We start from the raw sequence: 22,275 nt of genomic DNA on the forward strand, positions 1-22,275 counted from the left end.
CGAAGGCGAGCGTTGTCATGCGATGCCAGCGCCAAAACCCTCACGACTCTGGCAGCCAAAGCGACTGCTCGCGACCCCGTCCGCGCTGACTTGGGATCATGGCGCCGAGATTGCCGCGCGTGCAACTGCACTCGGCGTCTCCGTCACGACGCTACCGAGCGACCGCCTCAAGCTCGACTTCCCCGACGACTCCCGCCGCGCCTATGCCGAAGCCAAAGCAACGCTCGCGCTGGTCGTCGCGCCGCCCTCGAAGCGTAAGCTCCAGCCGATCGCCCCCAGCGCGGACTGGCGGATCGACCTCGCCGAGGGCTGCCCCGCGCATTGCGGCTATTGCTACCTCGCCGGCTCATTGAAGGGGCCACCGATCACGCGCGTCTACGCGAACCTCCCCGAGATCCTCGCCGAACTCCCCGCGCACCTCGGCCAGGGCACCGTCACGTCGCGTTCGACCGCCCGTGCGCACGAAGGCACGACGTTCGAGGCGTCCTGCTACACCGACCCGCTCGGGATCGAGCACGTCACCGGATCGCTGTCCGCGCTAATCGCGCATTTCGGCGCATGGGAGGCGGACGTGCAGTTGCGCTTCACCACCAAGTTCGACGCGGTCGAGCCGTTGCTGGCTCTAGACCACCGCGGCCGCACCCGCATGCGCGCCTCGATCAATCCCGCCGCGTATGCCCGGTTCGAGGGCGGCACCAGCCCCGTCTCCGCCCGGCTGGTCGCGCTGCGCAGAATGGCGGACGCGGGCTACAGGATCGGCCTGACGGTCGCGCCGATCATCGCCGCCGAAGGCTGGCGCGAGGCCTATGGCGAGTTGCTCGCGGAGGCGGGCAGGGTGCTCGCCGACGTGCCCGACGTGACGATAGAACTGATCACCCACCGCTACACGCCGGGATCGAAGGCGGTGCTCGAAACCTGGTACCCCGGCTCGTCGCTCGACCTCAGCATGGCCAACCGCACCGAGAAACGCACCAAGTTCGGCTCGGTCAAATACGTCTACGACGCCGACACTATGCGCGCGCTCCGCACCTTCTTCCAGGACGAGATCGCTGCCAAGCTCCCGCAGGCCCGTATTCTCTACTGGACCTGACCGCCGCGCCAACCGGCAACGCAGCGTTGCCATTCGCGACCTTCCGATCGCCGCCACCGCCGCCTACCTCGGAACCATGACAAACACCCGCCAGCCAACGTTCTTCATCCCGCACGGTGGCGGGCCCTGTTTCTTCATGGACGACCCCGCCGGGAACTGGACCGGCATGGCCGCGTACCTCCGGTCGATCGCCGCCTCGCTGCCCGAAAAGCCCAAGGCGATCCTGGTCGTCTCCGGCCACTGGGAAACGCGTGGCTTCGCGTTCACCGGCGCCGCAACGCCGCCGCTGATCTACGATTACGGCGGCTTTCCCGCGCATACCTATGAGTTACGCTACGACGCACCCGGCGCCCCCGCCTTGGCCGCTCGCGCGGCTGACCTGCTCCGAGGTGCTGGCCTGATCGCGATTGTCGATTCCACGCGCGGCCTCGATCACGGCGTCTTCATCCCGATGAAGGTCGCATTTCCCGACGCCGACATTCCGGTCGTCGAGATGTCGGTCGACCGCGATCTCGACCCTACGCTGCACGCTGCCGCCGGCCGCGCACTCGCCCCATTACGCGACGAAGGCGTCCTGATCGTCGGCTCGGGCATGAGCTTCCACAACATGCGCGGCTACGGCGACCCGCGCTTCACCGCGCCGTCCGAAGCTTTCGATCAATGGCTCACCGCCGCAGTCGAGGCCGAACCGACCGCCCGAGCAAAGGCGCTAGCCGGCTGGGCCGAAGCCCCCGCCGGCCGCCTCTCGCACCCCCGCGAAGAACACCTGTTACCGCTGATGGTCGCTGCCGGCGCTTCCGACCAGTCCGGCATGCAAAACTACAGCGAGCGCGTGCTGCAAACCGCGATTTCCGGCTACCGCTTCAACTAAAGGAATTCCCATGGCTCTTCCCGTCCTGCTCGCGATTTCCGGCAGCCTGCGCCGCGGCTCGTACAATACCGCGATCCTGACCACGCTGGGCGAAGCGATCACTGACAAGGCAGCGCTGACGGTCTTCGCGCTGAACGACGTGCCCCTCTACGACCAGGACGCCGACACCGACACGCCCCCCGCCGCCGTTGCAGCCCTTCGCGCGGCAATCGGCGCGGCCGACGGGATCATCATCGCCTCCCCCGAGTATAATCACGGCATCTCCGGCGTCCTGAAGAACGCGCTCGACTGGGCCTCGCGCCCGCATGGCAAGGCGAAGCTGACGGGCAAGCCGGTCTTCACGCTCACCTCCTCGCCAGGTGCAGTCGGCGGCGCGCGCGCCCACGCGCAGCTCAACGAGACGCTGGCCTCGATCGGCGCCCGCACCGTGCTGCGTCCACAAGCCGTCGTCGGCGCAGTGCACGAGAAGATCGCCGACGGTCGCCTCACCGACCAGCGCACGCTCGATTTCCTCGTCGGCGGGGTAGACGATCTGCTCGCCGACATCGCCCGCCCCACCGCTATCGCCCGCGAAGCCTCCTGACATGCGCCACGTCCTTAACCAGTATCCCGCCCAGCGCGACGATATCGCCGACTTGGTGACACGACGCCCGCTACCGGGCCCCGGCCTGCCGCAGGTCGATCCGTTCCTGTTCCTCAACCATCACGGTCCGCAGACCTATCGCCCCGGCAACAGCGGCCTCCCGTTCGGCCCGCACCCGCACCGCGGCTTCGAGACGGTCAGCTTCATCCTCGAGGGCGAGATGGCGCATCTCGACAGCGGCGGCCACGAAAGCGTCATCCGCGCAGGCGGTGTCCAGTGGATGACCGCTGGCTCGGGCCTGATCCACGCGGAAATCTCACCCGCATCGTTCAAGCGCGACGGCGGCCCGCTGGAGATCCTGCAACTCTGGGTCAACCTCCCCGGCCGCCTCAAGATGGCCAAGCCCGCCTATACCGGCCTCCAGCGCGAGGACATTCCCGCAATTCCGGTCGATGGCGGCACCGTAAACCTCATCTCGGGCAGCTTCGGCGACGAGCGCGGCCCGATCGAATCGCTGACCGGCGTCGCGATGATGACCGTCGAACTCGAAGCCGGCGCCGAGGTCGACCTGCCAGCCCCAACCGGCCGCGCGGTCTTCTTCTACGTCGTCGCCGGCGCCCCCACGGCCAACGGCACGCAGGTCAATCCGCACCACCTCGCCACGTTCGACAACGACGGCGACACCATCGCTGTCGCCGCCAAAGCCCCCACCACGATCCTCTACGGCCACGCCGACCCTATCGGCGAGCCCGTCGTCTCCCACGGCCCCTTCGTCATGAACACCCGCGAAGAGATCGTCCGCGCGATCGAGGACTATAACGCCGGCCTGTTCGGCAAGCCGCCCGTCATCCGCTAGGGCGCCTTGCGCACCGGGGGCAGCGCGGCACAGATGTCTGCGCCCCCGGCAGGCACCGTAAAGAACGGCCCCGCCCGGTTCTCCCGCGACGCGATCCACGCCATGAACCGCGGATTGTCCGCCGCGCGATATTCGAAATGCGGTCGCTCAGCGGCGGGCAGTTCGCTCGCGAGGCGGGCGGAGACGATCGGGCTACGCTCCCCCTCGGTCTTGTAGAACCCCAGATTCCCCGTCCCGCGCGGCAGCGACGACAGCCACTCGACCCCGTCGATCACCCGCCCGACCACCGCGATATTCCGGTCCAGCGCACGCGGCGAATGCCCGATCACGGTATACAGCTCCGCGCCGCTCCCCGTGCTCGGCGCCAGATCGCGCGCGACGCCGACCATCCCGTAGCAATGCGGCACCCACTCGGTCGCGCCATTGCCCGCGAGCGGCCACCCGTCGCGGCTATACCCCGCCCATTCGGCATAAGGATCGCGCTGCGACAGCCGCGCCACGGTGGTCGGTCCGGCATGCGAGTATTCCGCCGGTGGATTCGCGACCACACCCTCGACCAGCGCCTTCTTCTCCGTCGCGTCACCCCATTGCGCGACGTAATTGTCCTGCAACCGGTACACGCTCGTCCCCGCATCCCACCAATGCGCACGCGCCAACTTGCGTATGTTCGCGACGTGCACCGGCGCATAGCGAGGCGCGAGCCGCAAGGTAAACCGGTGCCCATTGGCCAGGGTGAACACCACCAGTTCGTCGTCCGGTACCGCCACCCAGTCCGTCGCAATCGGATCGGACGGGAGCGTCGCGGCGGCCGGAACGGCTTGCGCAAGCATGGCAGCGAGAAGGATATTCAGCATCCCCGCAGACTGCCCCAGCCGATCACCGCACGCAATCGCTTGCGCCCCGGCCAAACCCGCACTAGCAGACGCCCTTCCAGAGCAATGCGGAGCGGTGGCCGAGTGGTCGAAGGCGCTCGCCTGGAAAGTGAGTATACGTCAAAAGCGTATCGAGGGTTCGAATCCCTCCCGCTCCGCCACCCCAACTTCCCACAGTGTCCCAGTTCGTCTCATAGGCCGAAGTTTTCGGGGCGAGGATCGCCCTCGATCGAAACGGCCCGTCGGGTTCGGCAGCGTCTCTCGGCGGTGTACGGCTTTGCGATAGCATCGGGGTACGCGACGAGAGATTCAGCTATATCGATTTGTGGAGTGATGAAGCCTCTCATCGTGAAATGGCACTAGCGCTGGCCTCGTTGGCGGAGACACGTGCTTAAGATCAAGCCTTTTGGCTGGCGTCGTTTTTCACGATCCTAAGAAGTCAAATACAGGGTGAACTGCGGGCATTCCGTATCGTGCCGTCGCTTCACCCTAGCTTTAGCAGATCAGGTCCGCTGCCAGCGATCCCGGAGTTCGATCCTGATCGGAAAAGGTGCGGGCCGGAAGGGGCATCCACCCCATCGTTTCGCTGCAAGGCTCGTGACGATAGCGGGATTAAGACAGCGTCGCTCCCGTCTATCACCATCTGTCTCTCCACGAGCGCGATGACCCTTCCCAAATAGTGACGTCCGCGGAAGGGTAACGAACGTCAAATCAATCATGATGCCGAGATCGACGAGCGGCCAAGTAGGAAATAAGAAAAGAAGCGTGAGTGTCGGTAAGTGGGTTCGGGCTCCACTTTTAGGCATCTCAATAGAAGCCGCTCAGAACAAAAATAATTTAGACCGTTGTGTGCCACCGGTCCTCGGCAAGTAAAACGCACCGGCTCTCACTGTCTCGCTGCTGTAAATGCCGAATGAGTGTCAATAAGTCGGCGAGCGCGATCAACGACGGGCTTGTCGATTAGTTTGCCATCGACGGCAACGGCCCCAAACGCGCCGTCGATAGCCGAAATCACACGGATAGCCCAGTCCACGTCAGCGTCGGAGGGTAGGAATGCCCTGTTGACGATCCCCACCTGTCGCGGGTGGACGCAAAGTTTTCCGCCAAAGCCGAAACGACGCGCGTGGTCGGTGTCGCGTGCCAGCGCCTTGTCGTCAGAAAGGTCCGTGGAAACGCCATCAACCGGTGCCGCCAGCCCGGCGCTTCGCGAATGAAGGACGATTTGGGTGCGGACATAGTCGATCTCTGCCCGGTCGCCATCGATGCCTGCGTCAGCTTGGAAGTCTACCGTGCCGAACGACAGTCTCGAAAGGCCCGGCGCGGTGACGAGATCCGCCAAATTCAAGATCGCCGAGACAGTTTCAACCAGAGCATGGAGCGGTTTGCCGGTTGCCGCCTCTTGCATCGCCGCGAAGTCCGACGCGCGCTCGGCCTTAGGTAACATCAGTCCAGCGACGCCTGGCAATGCTGCGAGCGCACGCACGTCGTGGGCATGCCATTCGGTATCAAGACTGTTGACGCGCACGAGGAAGCGCGGCTCCGTCAGGCCTGCGAGCGCATCATGGACTATGTCGCGCGCGGCGGTCTTGCTGTCGGGCAGAACCGCGTCTTCGAGATCGATCACGACCATGTCAGCGCCGCTCGCGCGGGCCTTGTCGAAACGCTCGGCGCGGTCGCCGGGGACGAACAGGATGCTGCGGGCTGCGATGGTCATGGGACGTCCTTTACAGGCCGGACGCTGGGTCGCGGCGGAAGGTCTGGGAATAGGAGTAGCGATCGGCAGGATGTGTGTTGATCGCCATCTCGATGACTTCGCCGCGCGCGTTCAGATATTGGCGCGTGAGGCGCAGCCCCGGCGCGGCTGGCTCCGTTTCAAGCAATAAAGCGATCGGCGCGGGGATCGTCACGGCCTCGATATACTGGCGGACCTCGGCGACGCGCTCGCCAAACTGTTCCTCGATCCGGCTGAAGATCGGCACATGGCCGACGTCGTCGTCCAGCTTTAGGCTGCGGAACGCAGGGTGGAGATAAATGTCCGAATAGGAGATCGGGCTGGTCCCGGCGGCACGGCGCAAGGCGCTGAGGTGAAGCCATGTCTGACCCGCCGTCGCGCCGAGCTGATCCGCAATCGGGCCATCGAGAACGACCGTCTCGCGCGCAATGATCGTTAGGCTGGTCTCGTTGGTATATTGCTGAAGATCGGACAGCCCTTCCATCACCTGACGATAGGCGGGCGGCCGCGACATCCCCAGCACGCGCGTGCCGACCCCCGCCTGCCGCGAGACCATGCCGGACTGGACCAGCCGCTTGATCGCCTCACGCACGGTGAAGCGGCTCGCACCGAACTGGTCGCACAGCTCGAACTCGGTCGGCATGAGGCTGCCGATCGGATAGCGCCCGTCCTCGATCTCACTGGTGAGCGTCTGGGCGAGTTGCAGGTAGCGCGGTTGCTGACGAAGCTGGGGCATCGAATATCCATCGGTCGCATCATCCGGCGATACGGACAATGTCGCACCGTCCGCTGCCTGCGCTTTCGATGCAAGCGCTGGCGTCACCGTATTGCGCCACGCTCGCGCAAGGCGGCGACGTCATCCGTCCCATAGCCGAGGGTCGCCAGGATATCGTCGGTATCCGCGCCCAGCGCCGGGGCCGCCTTGTCCGGATGCTCGGCACCTCCGACGCGGATCGACGAGGCGATGCCGGGTAGGGGGCCGTGGTCGGGATGCTGGAAGTCCATGATCCGCTTGGATTCCGCGAGATACGGGTTGTCGAGCGCCTGCTTGACGTCGAGCACCGGCGCGGCGGGCACGCTGCCTTCGAACAGGCGCATCCATTCCGCCGTGGTATGCGTGGCGAGCACCGCGTCCAGATCGGCGTTGAAGGCGGGCCTGTTTTCCAGCCGCGCGGCGAAGGTGGCGTAGTGCGGGTCGGTCATCCATTCGGGCCGCCCGATCCGCTCGCACAGCGTCTGGAAGAACTTCTCCTTGTTGCACATCACGAAGATCCAGCCATCGCTGGTCGTGTAGAGCTGGCTCGGCGTGAGCGAGGGATGGCTCGATCGCGACGTGCGTTCGACGGTGACGCCGCCGTTGAGATACCATTCGGCGACATAGTTGAGGTTGCCGAGCGCGACGTCGAACAGGCTGACGTCCAGATCGCGACCGATCCCGCTCGCGCGCGCCGAGACGACGCCGGCTAGGATCGCGAGTGCGGCGGTAGTGCCGGTCATGAAATCGACGATCGACAAGCCGAAGCGCGACGGCGGGCCACCGGGCTCGCCGGTCAGCGACATATATCCGGCTTCCGCCTGCATCAGATAGTCGTAGCCGGGCCATGCGGCGCGGGTGCCGGTGCGGCCATAAGCGGACAGATGGACGCACGCGATCGCCGGGTTGAACTGCGACAACGTGGCGTAGTCGAGGCCCAGCTTGGCGGGCAAGTCGCCGCGCAGATTGTTGAACACGACGTCCGATTCCGTGACCAGCTTCGCCAGCACTTCGCGGCCTTCGTCGCTTTTCAAGTCGAGCCCGAGGCTGCGTTTGTTGCGGTTGAGCGATTCGTAGAAATGGCTGTCACCGGGGCCGAAGAAATACGGTCCGACATGGCGGCCGATATCGCCGCCGTCCTTGTGGTTCTCGATCTTGATGACCTCGGCCCCGAGATCGGCGAGCTGCTGCGTGCCGAACGGACCCGCGCCATATTGTTCGACCGCGACAATGCGGAGGCCGGCCAAGGGCTGGTTTGAGCCCGTCTGGTTGGAGTGTGGCTGGCTCATGCGGGGTTCCGCGCAATGATCTGCTTGGCAATGATGATGCGTTGCAGTTCGTTGGTGCCCTCGCCGATCGTCAGAAGCGGTGCGTCGCGGTAGAGCCGCTCGACGTTATACTCCTTCGAATAGCCATAGCCGCCGAAGATCCGCATCGCCTCGATCGCATTCTCCAGCCCCGCTTCGGTGGCGAAATACTTCGCCATTCCCGCTTCCATGTCGCAGCGCTCGCCGCGGTCATACGCCTTGGCGGCGGCTTCGGTGAGCAGGCGGGCGGCATAGGTGCGCGTCGTCATCTCGCCAAGTTTCAGCTGAATCGCCTGATGTTCGCAGATCGGCTTGCCGAAGGTCTTTCGCGTCTGCGCGTAGGCGACCGCTTCGTCGAGCGCCGCCTGCGCGATCCCGACGCCGCGCGCCGCCACGTTAATGCGGCCAAGCTCCAGTCCGCCCAGCACCTGCTTCAAGCCGACGCCCTCGACCCCGCCGATCAGCCGGTCGACCGGCACGCGGTATCCGTCGAAAGTCAGCGCGTTGCTGTCGATGCCCTTGTAGCCAAGCTTCTCCAGCTTCTTCGACACGATGAAGCCGTCGCCCTTCTCGGCGATCAGCAGGCTCATGCCCTTGTGGCGCGGATCGGCGGTTGGGTCGGTCTTGACCAGCAACAGGATGGTATTGCCCGAGCCCGAATTGGTGATCCACATCTTGCTGCCGTTGACGACATAGTCGTCGCCGTCGCGCACCGCGGTGGTGCGGATCGCCTGCAGGTCGGTGCCGGCGTCGGGCTCGGTCAGGCCGATGCCGCCGCGCAGTTCGCCGGTCGCGAACTTGGGCAGGTAGTGATCCTTCTGCGCCTCGGTGCCGCAGCGCTGGACCGTCATCGCCATGATCATGTGGCTGTTGATGATCCCCGCGACCGACATCCACACGGTCGAGATCTTCTCGATGATCCGCGCATAGGTCAGCGTCGAGATGCCGAACCCGCCGAATTCGGGCGCGATCATCAGGCCGAACAGGCCCATCTCCTTCATCGTGTCGACGATCTTCTGCGGATACTCGTCGTCATGTTCGAGCTGGTGGACGAACGGCCGTACATCGGTCTCGAGGAACTTGTCGATCGAATCGAGGATCATGATCTCTTCGTCGGTCATCGCGCCATCGGCGGCGATCGCGTTTGCCAGGGTCATACGGATACTCCTTGAGGGGCAGTGGCGCCGGCGAGGATGTCGCCGAGCGCGGAAGCGGGGCACCGGTCCATGTCGAGCACGGCGGCGCGGATGTGCGCGGCGCGGGTCGCGTCGACCGTGCGCGCGGCGTTCTCGAAATATTTGACGTCGATGTCGGCGTTGCTGAGCGGCCGGTCGGCCGCACCGCGGTTGATCGCCTCGCGGTGGCGGAGCATCCGGCCGTCGTGGGTCTCGACGATGACTTCGCCGGTGAAGTGCTTGGGATAATCGCTGTCCGGATCAATCGCGTAATCGATGCGCGAAGCCAGATCGAGCACCGCCGGATCGCTGAGCGCCGACAGATCGAGCGCATCAAGCGTGAACTTGCCCGTAAGCAGCGCGGTCGCGACCGTGTAGGGGATTGAGAATTGCGCGTCGTAGCCGGTTCGTGGGGTCCGCTTGGGTGCGACGGGCTCGCAGACGATCGGGATGACCGCCTCGGGCACCAGCACGATGACCTTGGCGATGTCGGCGGCGGTCAGGTCGTATTCCGCGCGCAACGTGATCGCCGCGTCGATCGCGGCATGCGTCATGTGGCACGCGGGCAGCGGCTTTACCGACACCGCCTCGATTTCCCAGATCTCGCCGAGCGCTGCGGTCGCCTGCGCAAGCAGGGCAGGGGCGTCGTCGCGTAGATACAGCGCATACAGACCGAACCGCCCTTCATAGGCCGCGGGTGGTCCGACGAAGCCGCGCTTGGCGAGCGTGGCCGCGGTCAATGCCGAGCTTGCCGCCCAGCCGGGATGCAGGCGCTTGGTCCACGCACCGTCGGCCAGAAACTCCAGACTCCCGCCGGCCATCGACAGCACGATCCCCTGCGCCATCGCGATCTGTTGTGCGTCCAGCCCGAGCAACCTGCCGGCGGCGAGCGTCGATCCGAATGCGCCGATCAACCCGGTCGGGTGGAAGCCGAAGCCGTGGAACCCGCCCGCACCGACGGCGGCGACCCGCGTCGAGACCTCCATCGCCGCAATATAGGCGACAAGCAGTTCGGCGCCCGACACACCGGCTTTGTCCGCTGCAACGAGTGCGGTCGGGAAGGCACTGACGGTCGCGTGGATGATCCCGCGCGAATGCGTGTCGTCATAGTCGAGGCCGTGCGTGACGAGCCCGTTCATCAGCGCCGCGTCGCGCATGGCCAGCGTACGGCCATAGCCGAGTACCGGCGCCGTGCCGCTGCCGAGATCGCCCGCGGCGGCGAAGCTCGCTTCCGCCCAAGGTGCACCGACCGCCGCGAGCCCCGTCCCGACCGAATCCAGGATTAGGTGGCGCGCACGCTCCTTCACGCGCTCGGGAATGGCGTCGAGCGTCAGGCCAGTCGCGAAATCGGCGAAGGTTTGCGAGAGCGTCACTTGGCGGCCCCCCCGGTAACCAGCGACTCGTCGGCGACGTCGTCGAGCGACTGGCCGGTGGTCTCGATGTTCAACAGGCCGACCGCGGCGATCATGCAGGCGAGCACCACGCCGACCATGCCGAGCACGCCCTCCAGCCCGAAGCGCTCGAACAGCGCGACGGTGGCATAGGGTGTGACCATCGACGCGGCGCGCCCGCACATGCCGGCGAAACCGGTACCGCGCAGCCGATAGGCGGTCGGGAACAGCTCGGGGATATAGGCGAACAGCGCCAGCGTCACGAGCGTATAGATGCTCGACACGAGCAGGAAGCCCGTCAGCGGCACCATCAGGTCACCGTGTGCATTGGGATACAGGAAGCCGAAGATCATGATCGCGATGGCCGCCGCGATCAGCGAGGCGCGGCGCGAGATGCGGTCGGCGATGCCGATCGCGACGATCGCACCAAACACGCTGCCGAACGACATCAGCGTCGTGTACCAGAGCGAGGTGACGATGCTCGTGCCGTGGCTGACCAGGAAGGTCGGCAACCATGCGACGAAGCCGTATACCGAGACGTTGACCGCGATTGCGGCGAGCGTCGCGGCTATCAGGCGGCGACGCAGTTTGGAGCCGAATAGCGCGCTGAGCGGTGCGTGGACCTTTGGCACGACGCGGACTTCGGGGACGGCGGCGAGGGGGCCCTTGTGCTTTACGACGTCGGCTTCGATCTCGCGCAGCGTCGCCTCGGCCTCCTCGTTGCGCCCGACCGACTCCAGCCAGCGCGGCGATTCGGGCATCTTCTTGCGCATCACCCAGACGATCAGCGCAAGGATGCCGCCGATCGCGAACATGTAGCGCCAGCCGAGCGTCGGGATGACGATGTAGCCGACCGAGGTCGCGACCAGCAGGCCCGAATTGACGACCATGCCCATGATCGACACCCAGCGACCGCGATAGGCGGGCGGGATGAACTCGCCGAGCGTACCCGCCGCGACCACAAGCTCGGCGCCGAGGCCGATGCCCATGATGAAGCGGCAGACGATCAGGAACGTCATGTTGGGCGAGAAGATCGCCACGATCGAAGCAAGCCCGAACAGCGCGAGGTTGAACTGGTAGGAAGCCCGCCGCCCGAAGCGATCGCCGACATAGCCGGCCATGCCCGCGCCGATCATCATGCCGAGGAAGGTCATCGACATGAACACCGCGGCCTGCGCCAGCGTCGAGAAGCCTTCCGCCTTCAGCGCGGCGATGACGCCCCCTGCAAGATAGACGTCGAACGCGTCGAGGAACGCGCCCGCGCTGATCAGCCCCAGGATACGCCAGTGGAATCGGGAGATGGGCATACGGTCCAGCCTGGCTCCTGCGTTGACGGCGATGGTAGTGGCGGCGGTACTAGCCATGGGGGAGGCAACCTCTCTTCGGGATGACGACGCGCCGTGTCTTCTTGGACGAAGCTCTCGGGGCGCGTGCCTAGGGAATATCCGACCGCCGGCGGCGGCCGATCGGATCAAAGATCGTCGGGAGAGTGGCCGCGCTTGTAGACCAGCGAGTTGCGCGTGAACTCCATGATCTGCTTGGCGTCCTGGTTGAACGCGCGGGTGCGGGTGGTGACGATCCCTTGCGTGGGCCGCGACTTGGAGTCGCGGATCTCGAGGACTTCGGTTTCCGCGGTCAGCGTGTCGCCGCCGAACACCGGATGCGTCAGCTTGATCTCGGTCCAGCCGAGATTGGCGGGCGATTTGCCGCTCACGTCGTTGACGGTCATGCCGAGCACGATCGCCAGCGTCAGCCCGCTATTGACCAGCAGCCGCCCGAATTCGCTCTTCGCGGCATATTGCGCATCGCAGTGCATCGGGTGCGCGTTCATCGTCATCAGCGAGAACTGGATATTGTCCGCGTCGGTGATCGTCCGCCCGGGGCGATGCTCGTAAATGTCGCCGACGACGAAATCCTCGAGATAGCGGCCATAGCTTGCGCGGTAACGCTGCTCGCCGACCTTGATAGCCGAAAGGCTCATACATCCTCCTTATCGCTTTGTACGGACATTATAGAGATTATGGTACGCTGGCAAGCCGGAGCCGGCGTCGCGTCGCCGGTCAGAACGCCACTTCGGCCCTCGCCGCGAACGTGTCGCCGCTATCGGGCCCAATGAAACTGCCGGTGCGGTTGTCGGTACGGAAATGGGTATAGTCCGCCATGAACCGGAAATTGTTCGTCAGCGACCAGTTCAGGCCGAGCGTGCCCGCGGTGCCGGTGCCGCCGAGTGGCAGGCTCGAACTGTCGAGATCCTCGTAGCGCAGCACCGCCTCGAGCGCGCCCCAGCCCCCATCGAGCACCGAGTTCAGCACGTTCGGCGCGACATACGTGCCGCTGCGCGAGGCATAGGTCGGCGTCTCGCCGGTGATCCAGAATCCGCCATTGACCGACAAGGCCTTGATCTTGCCGCTGCGGAAGGTCGAGGTCGGGCCGCCGTGCACGGTCCGCTGGCCATATTCGCCGAACGCGTAGAACGGCCCGAGCGTGCCGCCGAGTTCGAGCCCGAACGCCTTCGATCCGTCCGCGCCGGTCAGCGCCGCGGACTCGACACGGACGCTGTTGTTGAGCGCCCCCGCCATGCCCTGCGCAAACGTGGTCGGCAGCGTCGTGTCGGGGATGTTCTCGCTATATGCCCAGCCGCCGATGTGGATCAGGCCATGCTTGGTGAGGATCGGGTTCCAGTGCGCGCGGCCCAACAGCATCCGGCTGTCGCTGCGCGTGAAATCGCTGTCGATTGCATCGCCGTGCACGCCCAGGCTCGCATGCCAGTTCTTGCCGCCCGCGCGGCCGACCGCGCCCATCAGGAAGACCTTGCCGCCCTGCGTCGCGAGCGCGGTGGTGTTGATGTTGGTCGTGATGAACGGGTTGGCGGTGGATGCGGTGCCGATGTCGATGCCGCGATCGGTAATGAGGTTGCCGAACCGGACATCGGCGTCGGTCTTGCCGAACTTCTGGCGGTAACCGACGAACGCCTGCACGACCTCGGTCGCGTTGCGGCGGAAATCGGTCTCGAACTGGTAGAACAGGTGATCGCCGATCGTGCCGATCGCACCGACGCGGAACTGGCGCAATGTCGAGACGGTGATGTTGCGACGTTCGAAATCCGACCCGCCGGTAGACGAGATATCCGCCAACAGCCGCCCGCGCATCTTGAAGGTGAACTTCCCGTCGCGGCTGCTGAACACGGGCGCCCCGCGGCTCCAGTCGACCGCCAGATCGGCGGGCAGCGCGACCCCGCCGGCGTTCACGACCTGTCCGTTGCCGACCGGTACGGGGGCGATCTTCGCGCCGGGATCGGCCGTCTGGTTGGCGACCTGCACGCGGAGCGGCGGCTGTATCTGGGCAGCCGGTGGCGGGGCTGGCGGTGACGGGGCATTCGCGGCAAGCGCGCGGCCGGCTTTCGCCTTGGCGTTGGCGATCAGCGTATCGGCACGTTCGCGGCTGACCAGCTTGTTCTCGACCATCTCGTCGATCAGCGCCAGCATCGTCTGGTATGACGGATCGGTATCGAGCGGTGACGCGGTCTGCGCCCGGGCTGCCGATGGCAGCACGGCGAGCAACGCCCACAGCGATACGGCGTACGAATGACGCATACAGACATCCTCTCGAGATCGGGATCGTCCGTCTTCGGCGGCGCGACATCCTGGAACCAGCCTTACTGGCGAAAGATAATACTAATGTCCGTACAAATGCGCTGTCAACATAGATTTCTGCGTTGAGCCGATCGAGCGCGGGTCGATCAGGGCATATGCGGGATCGTGGTGCGCGGCGCGAGGTCGGGTCGCATCCGGATCAACCCTTCCTGCGTCACATGCGCGACCGCCCGCCCGTCGCGGCTATGGAACACGCCGTGCGCGATACCGCGACCATGCCCCGACCACGGGCTCTCGGTGCTATAGAGCAACCAGTCGTCGAGCAGCACGTCCTCGTGGAACCACATCGCGTGGTCGAGGCTCGCAGTCTGCATGCTGTGCTCGAACATGTTGACGCCGTGCGGGATCAGCGACGCACTGAGCAGCGCGTAATCCGACAGATAGGCGAGCACGCCCCGGCGCATCGCGGGATCGGTCGGTGCGTTGCCCCGGAACCGGATCCAGACATGGGATACGGGCGTGCCGGGCTCGGTCTGGAGGAACGCCGGCACGCCGCAGGGTCGGATATCGAAGGCGGACGGCTGGGACAGGAACGCCGCGGCCTGCGCGGAGCGGCCCGCGTATTCGCGTGCGAGTATGTCGAGCGAGCGCAGTTCCTCCGGCGGCGGAAGATCGGGCATCGCGACTGCATGGTCCAGGCCCGCTTCCGGCCGTTGAAACGATGCGGCTAGCGTCAGGATCGTCGCACTGTTCTGGCTGGCGGTAACGCGGCGGTTGGCGAACGACTTGCCGTCGAAGTCACGCTCGACCCGGAAGATGATCGGTTGCGTCTCGGTGCCGGCGCGCAGGAAATAGGCGTGCATGCTGTGCGCCACGGCGGGTCCGTCGACTGAACGCTGCGCCGCCATCAGCGCTTGTGCCACGACCTGCCCGCCGAAGACGCGCGCGTTTGCGCCGGGCCGCTGCGGTCCGCGGAACAGGTCGGTATCGAGCGGTTCGAGGTCGAGCAGCGTGACGAGTTCGCTGGCGAGGTCGGGTGTTGCCATGGTGTCGGTCATCGCCGCCCGTACCGCTTGCGCACCGAGCGTCAAAGCCGCGCGGTCAGCTTTGGTCGGCGGCCAGTGCCTTGGTCGGCGCGATCTCGTCGACGCGACCGGCGAGGTCGAGCAGATCGCGGTGCAGTTTACCCGCGGCGAAGGCGAGCCCGAATACGCGGCCCGATGCGTCGAAATCCAGGGTCGCCGCGGCGTCGCTCCGGCGGAACAGATCCAGCGCGGTGCCAAACATGCGATAGCAGGCGTCGACGTCACCCCGATCGACCTTTCCGCGCGTGCGCAGTGCCTCCGAACACCGTGTTGCGAACGCGGCATGGGCTGTCAGCATTGCCGCTGACGGCTTGGCGAGCGCCGCCATCGCCGCCGGCGGCAACGGCTCGTCGAGCGCGCGACCGCTCAGCACCAGGTCGTTGCGAATCCGCCAGAGCGTCCGCGGGACGGCGGCGGGAATGCCGTGATCGGCGAGGCGCGACGCGCGTTCGCGGTCCGCATCCTTCATCGCCAGTTCGACCGCGGCCAGCGCATGACGCAGCGCGCCGTGTTCGGGGGACGAGGGCAGCGCGAGGCCGGCAGTCAGCGCGTCGGCCTGCGTGCGCAACATCCGTTCAATGTGGCTCAGCACCGCCAGCGTACGCGCGATCACTACGCCGTGCGAGCGTGCCGGCAGGATCAGCATCGCCGCCAGCACGCCGATCATGCCCCCAAGGCCGATCTCGATGATGCGGTCGCGGACGAAGATCTCCACCGAAGAGCCCGGGGGCGCGCTGAGCAGCATGATCGCAGCGGTAACCGGCGCGATCCGCAACCGCGGCCGGATCGACGCGATGAGCGCGGCGATCCCGGTAACGGTGACGAGTACCAGCCCGAGTTCGACCGTATCGGTCCGCCCGAGCGCCGCGCCGATGCCACCGAGAACCGCGCCCAGCAACGTCCCCAGCAACCGATCGGTCGCCGCGCCGAGCGTTCCCCCGATCGACGCCTGCATCACGATCAAGACGGTGAACACCGCCCAATACCCCTCGTGCAGGCCGAGCGACTTGTACGCCGCGAACGCCGCGGTCGTCCCAGCGATTACCCGGATCGTCTGGCGCAGGCTGTCTGCATTCGCCCTGATAAAAGCGCTGGGCCGGAGGTCAAATGTCAGTGCGTTTCCCTTCAATTATCTGTCTGATAATTCGTTGGCGGTAATGATCGTACTGCGGTCGTAAGTCACTATAATCATCTATTTCTAATCCGATTGGTGGTTTTTGCAACAGCGCAGCCGAGTAAAGCTGGCTTTCAGTCGGTATAAAATTATAAAGCATTAAGTAGAAACTACCTTTGAAAACAAGTGACTGTCTAAGCAAAAATATAATGCCAACTTTTACCTAATTACAGTCAATCGCCAGGTTGTATTGAGATAACCGATCGATTGCCTAAGGTAGCGATACTAGCGATACTAGCGATACTAGCGATACTAGCGATACTAGCGATACTAGCGATACTAGCGATACTAGCGATACTAGCGATACTAGCGATACTAGCGATTTTCGCGCTTGAGAACAAACTGAGTGTTTTCCTGCGGATAGCCATGATCGACGTCAACTTCGTATTTAGCGCTGGCAGTGATAGGAATGCAAATGTGCGTTGCGGCGGCGATCTGGCCCAAATTAGTCAGCGACGATGCATCCGCGCTGCGGACCATTGAATCTGAAGCGATGCTGGCCATCAGGACTGCTCTGAAGAAATAACTTCAGGCCATCTGCCGAACGCGCGATTTGGCCTCAGGTAGATCTAGTTCGTCGGTTCCCCACTTTTGCGGGTGAGGGCAAATGCCAACACCAGTCATGTTTGCCGAAGAATGTCTGGACTTGGATAGCCGGATGCAGGGCCCGAACGTCCACAATCGGGTTTCCAAGCCTAAGACTGCCGTTCAGGTTGCCTCCAAACCTAGCCACTGAGGCATGAGGTGAGTCGGCCTGTTAGCGGTCGTTAGCCAGTCGAATAGGTGGAACGCGGTTCTAGGAAAGTCTGTGTTGCGGTCGGATCATACTAAAAAACGAATGGTTTAATGCGGCTTCGTAACATGCACGTCACAAGTTTAACGCATCCAACTGCGAACCGGATAGCGGTGATTGGGGGCAAGATGTGGTAGATATTGGCTGACTACCGACATTCGTCGCTTTAACAGTCTGATAGGAGCGACCAAGTCGCGTAAGAACTACGCTGACGCTGCGATATGACAACGTGCAACAGTGTCTGATCTGCTCGATCAATTATCAGTCGGCGCTAAAGTCAACGCATCACATCAGGCAAGCTGCCGTTCGATCAGATAAAATCTACCACGATCTCGAACTCATCGAGTTCGGGGCGTGAAGTCGCACGTCTAGAGCTCAGCTCGCGATGCGTCACTGACATATAAGCACCGGGGGAAACCGAAAAATGATCCGCAATTTGAAGCATGTCGACCGCATGACGCACCTTCTGCTGGGAGCCGCGATCGCAGCACTATCTGCGGTGCCAGCCCTCGCCCAAACCGTACAGGCACCAGCCGGCGAGGAAGCCGAGACGGGCGAGGACATCGTCGTCTCTGGCTATCGCCGCAGCCTCGAAGAAGCGATCGACATGAAGCGCAACACGATCGGCTTTTCGGACTCCATAATCGCCACCGATATCGCGGACTTCCCCGAGCAGAACCTCTCCGAAGCGCTGCAGCGCGTGCCCGGCGTAACGATCGAGCGCGAACGGGGACTCGGCACGCGCGTCAACATCCGCGGCCTGCCGAGCGAATTCACCTTCGTGTCGATCAACAAGCTGGCGACCGCCTCGGGCTCGGGCGGGCGCGACGTGGAATTCGACATCTTCGCCTCCGAACTGATCCAGTCCGTCACGGTGCAGAAGTCGCCGGTGGCGGCAGACGAGGAGGGCGGCATCGCCGGCTCGGTGCTGATCCGTACCGCGCGGCCTTTCGATAATCCCGGGCTCCGCCTGGTGGGCAGCGCCGACGGCGCGTACAATTCGATCTCCGAGAAGATCGACCCCAACTTCTCGTTCCTCGGCAGCAAGACCTTCGGCGACTTCGGCGTGCTGGTCTCGGTCGCCAAGCAGCAGCGCACCAACCGCACCGATTCCAATTCGGGCATTAACTTCCGCCCGATCGCACGCTGGACCGATCGCGCCAACACCGTCTACCGCAACCAGGCGATCGCCGTGCTGCAGCGCGACGCTGGCGTCGCGTTCACCGAAGCCAACAAGAACAGGATCGTCTTTCTCGATAAGGTCGGCGACCGTGTCTATCAGAACGATCAAGACCGCCTCGGCCTGTCGGGCTCGGTGCAGTACAAGCCGAGCGATAATTTCAGCCTAGCGTTCGACGCCTTCCTCGGATCATATGATACGACCGAAGACGAATATGATGCTGCCGGCTATGCGGCATCGAGCAACTCGACGCTCGAGACGATCCACGAATATGACGCCAAAACGCTCCAAGATAGCGGCATCGTCGTACTGCGCGACGTCTCCTACACCAACACGCAGCATGAATTTCTGAGCAAGGAATATATTAACGAGACCGACTATCGGCAGTTCGGCGGAGAGATGAACTGGACCACGGGCAACTGGAAGATCAATGCACTGGGCGGCTATTCCGGCGCCAAGAAGTCACTCGACTATGCCAACCTGAAGCACGTGGCCTACGCCCCGTCGCGCACGCGTTATACCGAGAATGGCGGCGAAACGATCCCGAGCGCCAATCCGCGTACGATCGACATGTACAATGCGCCTAGTTCCTATTTGTTCGAAGCCTATGAGACCACGCGCGAACAGATCAAGGACGACAAATACGCCGCGCAGATCGATCTGAGCTACCAGTTTGAATCTTCGGTGCTCAAACGCTTCAATTTCGGTGGTCGCTATACCGACAAGAGCAATGAGCGCGAATATGGCGAGGAGAAGATTCAGGGCCCGACGCGTGGTAGCACGGCCTATGTCAATGTCCGCAAGCTGGGCGACAGCCCGCTTGAGAACGTGACCCACATCACAGGCGGCAAGAGCTATCAGGCCCGCGACCTTAGCTGGGCGCAGGTTTCCAACGAATATGCGCGCGACTTCTTTCGGCCGGATGGATTCGTCACACCGTTCAGCGACGCGAACTATTACAAGGTCAAGGAAGAGACGATCGCCGGCTATGCGATGGTCGACCTCGAATTCACCGTGGCCGTGCCGGTTTTCGTCAATTTCGGAGGCCGCTATCTGCGCACCAACATTCTTTCGGAAGGCTTCCAGCAGGTCCAGAACCCGAACGGCTCGATCGGGCTGACCCCTGCGCCGGTGTCCAGCGAGGGCAAATACGCAAAGTTCCTGCCGTCGTTCAACGCGCATGCCGAGCTGACCGACAGCCTGTTCCTGCGCGCCGCGGCATCGAAGACGTTGATCCGTCCGGCGTTAACCGATCTCGCTTACAAGCGGATCGCCAGCATCGGCAATTTCCGCTACACCGACGGCAATCCTGGCCTGAAGCCCACTCTTGCCGATCAGTGGGAAGTCGGCGCCGAGAAATATCTCCCCCGCGGCGGCATTCTGGCGGCGTCCTATTTCTGGAAGAAGATCAAGGGCGTGGTGCAGAGCCAGCTGACCGGCGTGGTGCCCGGCGTAACGGTCTACAACGCCAACGGCTCAGTCAACGGCGTCTATGAGTTCGATGTCTACCAGCCCGTCAACGCCGAGGGATCGTACAAGGTCAGCGGCATCGAGGTTAACGCGGTGATCCCGTTCGGGATGGTCGCGGACTGGGCGGATGGTTTCGGCATCAACGCCAACGCCACCTTCCTGAACAGCTCGCTTACGGGTGAATCCGACCTTGGCGTCGATACCTCGCCGATCGGTCTCGCTGACAAGACGTACAATGCCACGGTCTTCTACGATAAGGGGCCGCTGTCGCTGCGTGTCTCGTACAGCCGCAAGGGCGCCTATGTGGAGCGGATCGAGCGTAACATGTATCCGGTGTACCGCGATGCGTACGGTCAGTTCGACGTCGCCGCCAGCTATCAGGTGACGCGCAACTTTCGCGTCGAGCTGCAGGGCATCAACGTGGGGAACGCAAAGACCACCGGCTACACGATGGATCCGTCCTTCCCGACGACTTACGAATCCTCGGGCAGCCGCATCAGCCTTGGAATCCGCGCGCAGCTCTGATCCCCGGCAGGCCCTGCCGCTGGGCGGGGCCTGCCACGTAATATCCAGTTCCGGAGTATCTCCATGATCTCGCATATCGCCCTTGCCGCGCTGCTCGCCGCGTCCGTCCAGCCTGCGGTCGCACAGCGGGCCGCGCCCGATCTGTCGCGCGCGGCGCGGGGCGACGTGCGTGTGCCCGGCGGCGCGCGGCGCCTGCCCGGCGACATGCGCGAAGCTTATCGTGCGCTCGCCACCAAAGGCGAAGTGCGCAACGTCATCCTGCTGATCGGCGATGGCATGGGTGACTCCGAGATCACCATCGCGCGCAACTATGCCGAGGGCGCCGGCGGCTATTTCAAGGGCATCGATGCGCTGCCCTTCACTGGCCAGTACACCCATTATTCGCTCGACCGGGAAACCGGCAAACCCAATTACGTGACCGACAGCGCAGCCTCGGCGACCGCATGGGCATCGGGGGTCAAGAGCTACAACGGCGCGATCGGAGTCGATATCTATGGCAAGCCGCACAAGACGCTGCTCGAGCGCGCCAAGTCGGCCGGGATCGCCACCGGCGATGTATCGACCTCCGAAATCCAGGACGCCACGCCGGGTGCGCAGATCGCCCATGTCGTGCAGCGCAAATGCTACGCGCCAGCCGCGACGAGCACACTTTGCCCGCAAAACGCGCTTGAGAATGGCGGCGCCGGTTCGATCACCGAACAGCTGCTCGATACCCGCGCCGACCTGGTGCTGGGCGGCGGCGCGGCAAGCTTCGCCGAGGTGGCAAAGGCGGGCCAGTACAAGGGCAAGACGCTGTTCCAGCAGGCGCAGGCGAGGGGCTATCGCATCGTGCGCAATGCTGCTGAGCTCGACGCCATTCGCCGTGCCGACGACACGCAGCCGCTGATCGGGCTGTTCGCCGAAGGCAACATGCCGGTGCGCTGGACCGGCCCGCGCGCCAGCCACCATGGCAATATCGACATGCCCGCCATCACCTGTCAGCCCAACCCGGCACGCTCCGCTTTGGCGCCTGATCTGGCGGCAATGACGCGCAAGGCGATCGCCTTGCTCAACACGCGGCCCAAGGGCTTTTTCCTGCAGGTCGAAGGCGCATCGATCGACAAGCAAGACCATGCCGCCAATCCGTGCGGCCAGATCGGGGAGACGGTCGACCTTGACGAGGCGGTGCAGGTCGCGCTGGAATTTGCCGAGGCCGATGGCCACACGTTGGTGATTGTCACCGCCGATCACGCACATACCAGCCAGATCATCGGCAACGGCGCACGCGCGCCCGGGCTAACCGCCTCGCTCAGGACTCGTGAAGGAGGCTTGATGACGGTCAGTTACGGCACGGCCGAGCAGGGCTCGCAGGAACATACCGGCACACAGCTGCGCATCGCGGCCTATGGTCCCCAAGCGGTCAACGTGTCGGGGCTGCTGGACCAGACGGATCTTCACTACATAATCCGGAATGCGCTCAAGATAGATTGAGCAGGATAGACCACTCCATAGTCGCAAAACCCAACCTTCAGCCCAACGATACTGCACTCTTCTTGTATAGGGCAGAAGCTGTCTGATGCTCATCTACCAACTATCGACATTTGGCTGACAGATCGGCGAAGCGAAATCCGGTCATCAGCCGGCACTACGAATGGCAGAAGTCAGGAAGCGCTAGGGTTAGCTTGAGCGTCCGGGAATGGGTCTAGCCGGAAGCCGTAGGGCAAGGGCGCGTTCGCCCAAACCCGGACGCTCTGGTGTTCAATTCGCGCTATCTGGAACGGCAATTCGCCAGGGCGATCTTTCCCGTCTCTCAGTCTCTGGACGACGGTTTCGGGAAAGAGCAAT

At 64.0% G+C, this 22,275-nt stretch carries 18 protein-coding genes and 1 tRNA gene; 7 read left to right on the forward strand and 12 right to left on the reverse strand.

The window, feature by feature from the left end:
• The first annotated feature begins 22 nt into the window (after nt 1-22).
• The 4 genes from U1707_RS12900 to U1707_RS12915 all read left to right on the forward strand — a co-directional run bounded on the left by U1707_RS12900 (nt 23) and on the right by U1707_RS12915 (nt 3,400).
• Nucleotides 23-1,090: a spore photoproduct lyase family protein gene (locus U1707_RS12900; RefSeq protein ID WP_332800445.1), complete on the forward strand. Its 1,068-nt coding sequence runs from the start codon at nt 23-25 to the stop codon at nt 1,088-1,090.
• A 76-nt stretch (nt 1,091-1,166) separates the two neighbouring features.
• The gene (locus U1707_RS12905) at nt 1,167-1,961 is read left to right on the forward strand and encodes a DODA-type extradiol aromatic ring-opening family dioxygenase (RefSeq protein ID WP_332800446.1); all 795 of its coding nucleotides are present in this window, start codon (nt 1,167-1,169) and stop codon (nt 1,959-1,961) included.
• 10 nt (nt 1,962-1,971) lie between these two features.
• Nucleotides 1,972-2,544, forward strand: coding sequence for an NADPH-dependent FMN reductase (locus U1707_RS12910; RefSeq protein WP_332800447.1), 573 nt, complete (start codon nt 1,972-1,974; stop codon nt 2,542-2,544).
• Nucleotide 2,545: 1 nt separating this feature from the next.
• Nucleotides 2,546-3,400: a pirin family protein gene (locus U1707_RS12915; RefSeq protein ID WP_332800448.1), complete on the forward strand. Its 855-nt coding sequence runs from the start codon at nt 2,546-2,548 to the stop codon at nt 3,398-3,400.
• On the opposite strand, the gene U1707_RS12920 is transcribed toward U1707_RS12915, so the two are convergent.
• Entirely contained in the window at nt 3,397-4,254 is an 858-nt protein-coding gene (locus tag U1707_RS12920; RefSeq protein WP_332800449.1) for a peptidylprolyl isomerase, read from the reverse strand. The genes U1707_RS12915 and U1707_RS12920 overlap by 4 nt on opposite strands.
• 88 nt (nt 4,255-4,342) lie before the next feature.
• Here U1707_RS12920 and U1707_RS12925 point away from each other — a divergent pair.
• Nucleotides 4,343-4,433, forward strand: a tRNA-Ser gene (locus U1707_RS12925).
• A 725-nt stretch (nt 4,434-5,158) separates the two neighbouring features.
• On the opposite strand, the gene U1707_RS12930 is transcribed toward U1707_RS12925, so the two are convergent.
• The 11 genes from U1707_RS12930 to U1707_RS12980 all read right to left on the reverse strand — a co-directional run bounded on the left by U1707_RS12930 (nt 5,159) and on the right by U1707_RS12980 (nt 16,987).
• Complete coding sequence (locus tag U1707_RS12930) at nt 5,159-5,986, reverse strand: HpcH/HpaI aldolase/citrate lyase family protein (protein WP_332800450.1); 828 nt, start codon at nt 5,984-5,986, stop codon at nt 5,159-5,161.
• A gap of 10 nt (nt 5,987-5,996) precedes the next feature.
• A complete protein-coding gene (locus U1707_RS12935) occupies nt 5,997-6,740 on the reverse strand; it encodes a GntR family transcriptional regulator (protein ID WP_332800451.1) in 744 nt (247 codons plus the stop codon).
• 83 nt (nt 6,741-6,823) lie between these two features.
• Complete coding sequence (locus tag U1707_RS12940; RefSeq protein WP_332800452.1) at nt 6,824-8,047, reverse strand: CaiB/BaiF CoA transferase family protein; 1,224 nt, start codon at nt 8,045-8,047, stop codon at nt 6,824-6,826.
• Nucleotides 8,044-9,222 (reverse strand): acyl-CoA dehydrogenase family protein, encoded by a 1,179-nt coding sequence (locus tag U1707_RS12945; RefSeq protein WP_332800453.1) that lies wholly within the window; start codon nt 9,220-9,222, stop codon nt 8,044-8,046. The genes U1707_RS12940 and U1707_RS12945 overlap by 4 nt, the downstream gene beginning before the upstream one ends.
• Nucleotides 9,219-10,613 carry an MmgE/PrpD family protein gene (locus U1707_RS12950; RefSeq protein ID WP_332800454.1) on the reverse strand — a complete coding sequence of 465 codons (1,395 nt, stop codon included), beginning with the start codon at nt 10,611-10,613 and terminating at the stop codon, nt 9,219-9,221. The genes U1707_RS12945 and U1707_RS12950 overlap by 4 nt, the downstream gene beginning before the upstream one ends.
• Nucleotides 10,610-11,938 (reverse strand): MFS transporter, encoded by a 1,329-nt coding sequence (locus tag U1707_RS12955; protein WP_332800455.1) that lies wholly within the window; start codon nt 11,936-11,938, stop codon nt 10,610-10,612. Before U1707_RS12955 ends, U1707_RS12950 begins: the two co-directional genes overlap by 4 nt.
• Nucleotides 11,939-12,102: 164 nt before the next feature.
• Nucleotides 12,103-12,612: a MaoC family dehydratase gene (locus tag U1707_RS12960; protein WP_332800456.1), complete on the reverse strand. Its 510-nt coding sequence runs from the start codon at nt 12,610-12,612 to the stop codon at nt 12,103-12,105.
• A 79-nt stretch (nt 12,613-12,691) separates the two neighbouring features.
• On the reverse strand, nt 12,692-14,224 hold the full coding sequence (locus U1707_RS12965; protein WP_332800457.1) for an OprO/OprP family phosphate-selective porin: 1,533 nt from the start codon (nt 14,222-14,224) through the stop codon (nt 12,692-12,694).
• 146 nt (nt 14,225-14,370) lie between these two features.
• On the reverse strand, nt 14,371-15,282 hold the full coding sequence (locus tag U1707_RS12970) for an acyl-CoA thioesterase (protein ID WP_332800458.1): 912 nt from the start codon (nt 15,280-15,282) through the stop codon (nt 14,371-14,373).
• 43 nt (nt 15,283-15,325) lie between these two features.
• Nucleotides 15,326-16,438, reverse strand: a complete 1,113-nt coding sequence (locus U1707_RS12975; protein ID WP_332800459.1) for an FUSC family protein — start codon at nt 16,436-16,438, stop codon at nt 15,326-15,328.
• Between the two features lie 360 nt (nt 16,439-16,798).
• A complete protein-coding gene (locus U1707_RS12980) occupies nt 16,799-16,987 on the reverse strand; it encodes a hypothetical protein (RefSeq protein ID WP_332800460.1) in 189 nt (62 codons plus the stop codon).
• 713 nt (nt 16,988-17,700) lie between these two features.
• On the opposite strand from U1707_RS12980, the gene U1707_RS12985 reads away from it, so the two are divergent.
• Nucleotides 17,701-20,451 carry a TonB-dependent receptor gene (locus tag U1707_RS12985; RefSeq protein ID WP_332800461.1) on the forward strand — a complete coding sequence of 917 codons (2,751 nt, stop codon included), beginning with the start codon at nt 17,701-17,703 and terminating at the stop codon, nt 20,449-20,451.
• Between the two features lie 63 nt (nt 20,452-20,514).
• Entirely contained in the window at nt 20,515-21,921 is a 1,407-nt protein-coding gene (phoA, locus tag U1707_RS12990; protein ID WP_332800462.1) for an alkaline phosphatase, read from the forward strand.
• Nucleotides 21,922-22,275: the final 354 nt, after the last annotated feature.

This window comes from Sphingomonas sandaracina (assembly GCF_036663695.1).
GTDB lineage: Bacteria > Pseudomonadota > Alphaproteobacteria > Sphingomonadales > Sphingomonadaceae > Sphingomonas.

Coding starts and splice junctions, on each gene's coding strand:
- U1707_RS12900 (WP_332800445.1), top strand. CDS start 23: ATGCCAGCGCCAAAACCCTCACGACTCTGGCAGCCAAAGCGACTGCTC.
- U1707_RS12905 (WP_332800446.1), top strand. CDS start 1,167: ATGACAAACACCCGCCAGCCAACGTTCTTCATCCCGCACGGTGGCGGG.
- U1707_RS12910 (WP_332800447.1), top strand. CDS start 1,972: ATGGCTCTTCCCGTCCTGCTCGCGATTTCCGGCAGCCTGCGCCGCGGC.
- U1707_RS12915 (WP_332800448.1), top strand. CDS start 2,546: ATGCGCCACGTCCTTAACCAGTATCCCGCCCAGCGCGACGATATCGCC.
- U1707_RS12920 (WP_332800449.1), bottom strand. CDS start 4,254: ATGCTGAATATCCTTCTCGCTGCCATGCTTGCGCAAGCCGTTCCGGCC.
- U1707_RS12930 (WP_332800450.1), bottom strand. CDS start 5,986: ATGACCATCGCAGCCCGCAGCATCCTGTTCGTCCCCGGCGACCGCGCC.
- U1707_RS12935 (WP_332800451.1), bottom strand. CDS start 6,740: ATGCCCCAGCTTCGTCAGCAACCGCGCTACCTGCAACTCGCCCAGACG.
- U1707_RS12940 (WP_332800452.1), bottom strand. CDS start 8,047: ATGAGCCAGCCACACTCCAACCAGACGGGCTCAAACCAGCCCTTGGCC.
- U1707_RS12945 (WP_332800453.1), bottom strand. CDS start 9,222: ATGACCCTGGCAAACGCGATCGCCGCCGATGGCGCGATGACCGACGAA.
- U1707_RS12955 (WP_332800455.1), bottom strand. CDS start 11,938: ATGCCCATCTCCCGATTCCACTGGCGTATCCTGGGGCTGATCAGCGCG.
- U1707_RS12960 (WP_332800456.1), bottom strand. CDS start 12,612: ATGAGCCTTTCGGCTATCAAGGTCGGCGAGCAGCGTTACCGCGCAAGC.
- U1707_RS12965 (WP_332800457.1), bottom strand. CDS start 14,224: ATGCGTCATTCGTACGCCGTATCGCTGTGGGCGTTGCTCGCCGTGCTG.
- U1707_RS12970 (WP_332800458.1), bottom strand. CDS start 15,282: ATGACCGACACCATGGCAACACCCGACCTCGCCAGCGAACTCGTCACG.
- U1707_RS12980 (WP_332800460.1), bottom strand. CDS start 16,987: ATGGCCAGCATCGCTTCAGATTCAATGGTCCGCAGCGCGGATGCATCG.
- U1707_RS12985 (WP_332800461.1), top strand. CDS start 17,701: ATGATCCGCAATTTGAAGCATGTCGACCGCATGACGCACCTTCTGCTG.
- phoA (WP_332800462.1), top strand. CDS start 20,515: ATGATCTCGCATATCGCCCTTGCCGCGCTGCTCGCCGCGTCCGTCCAG.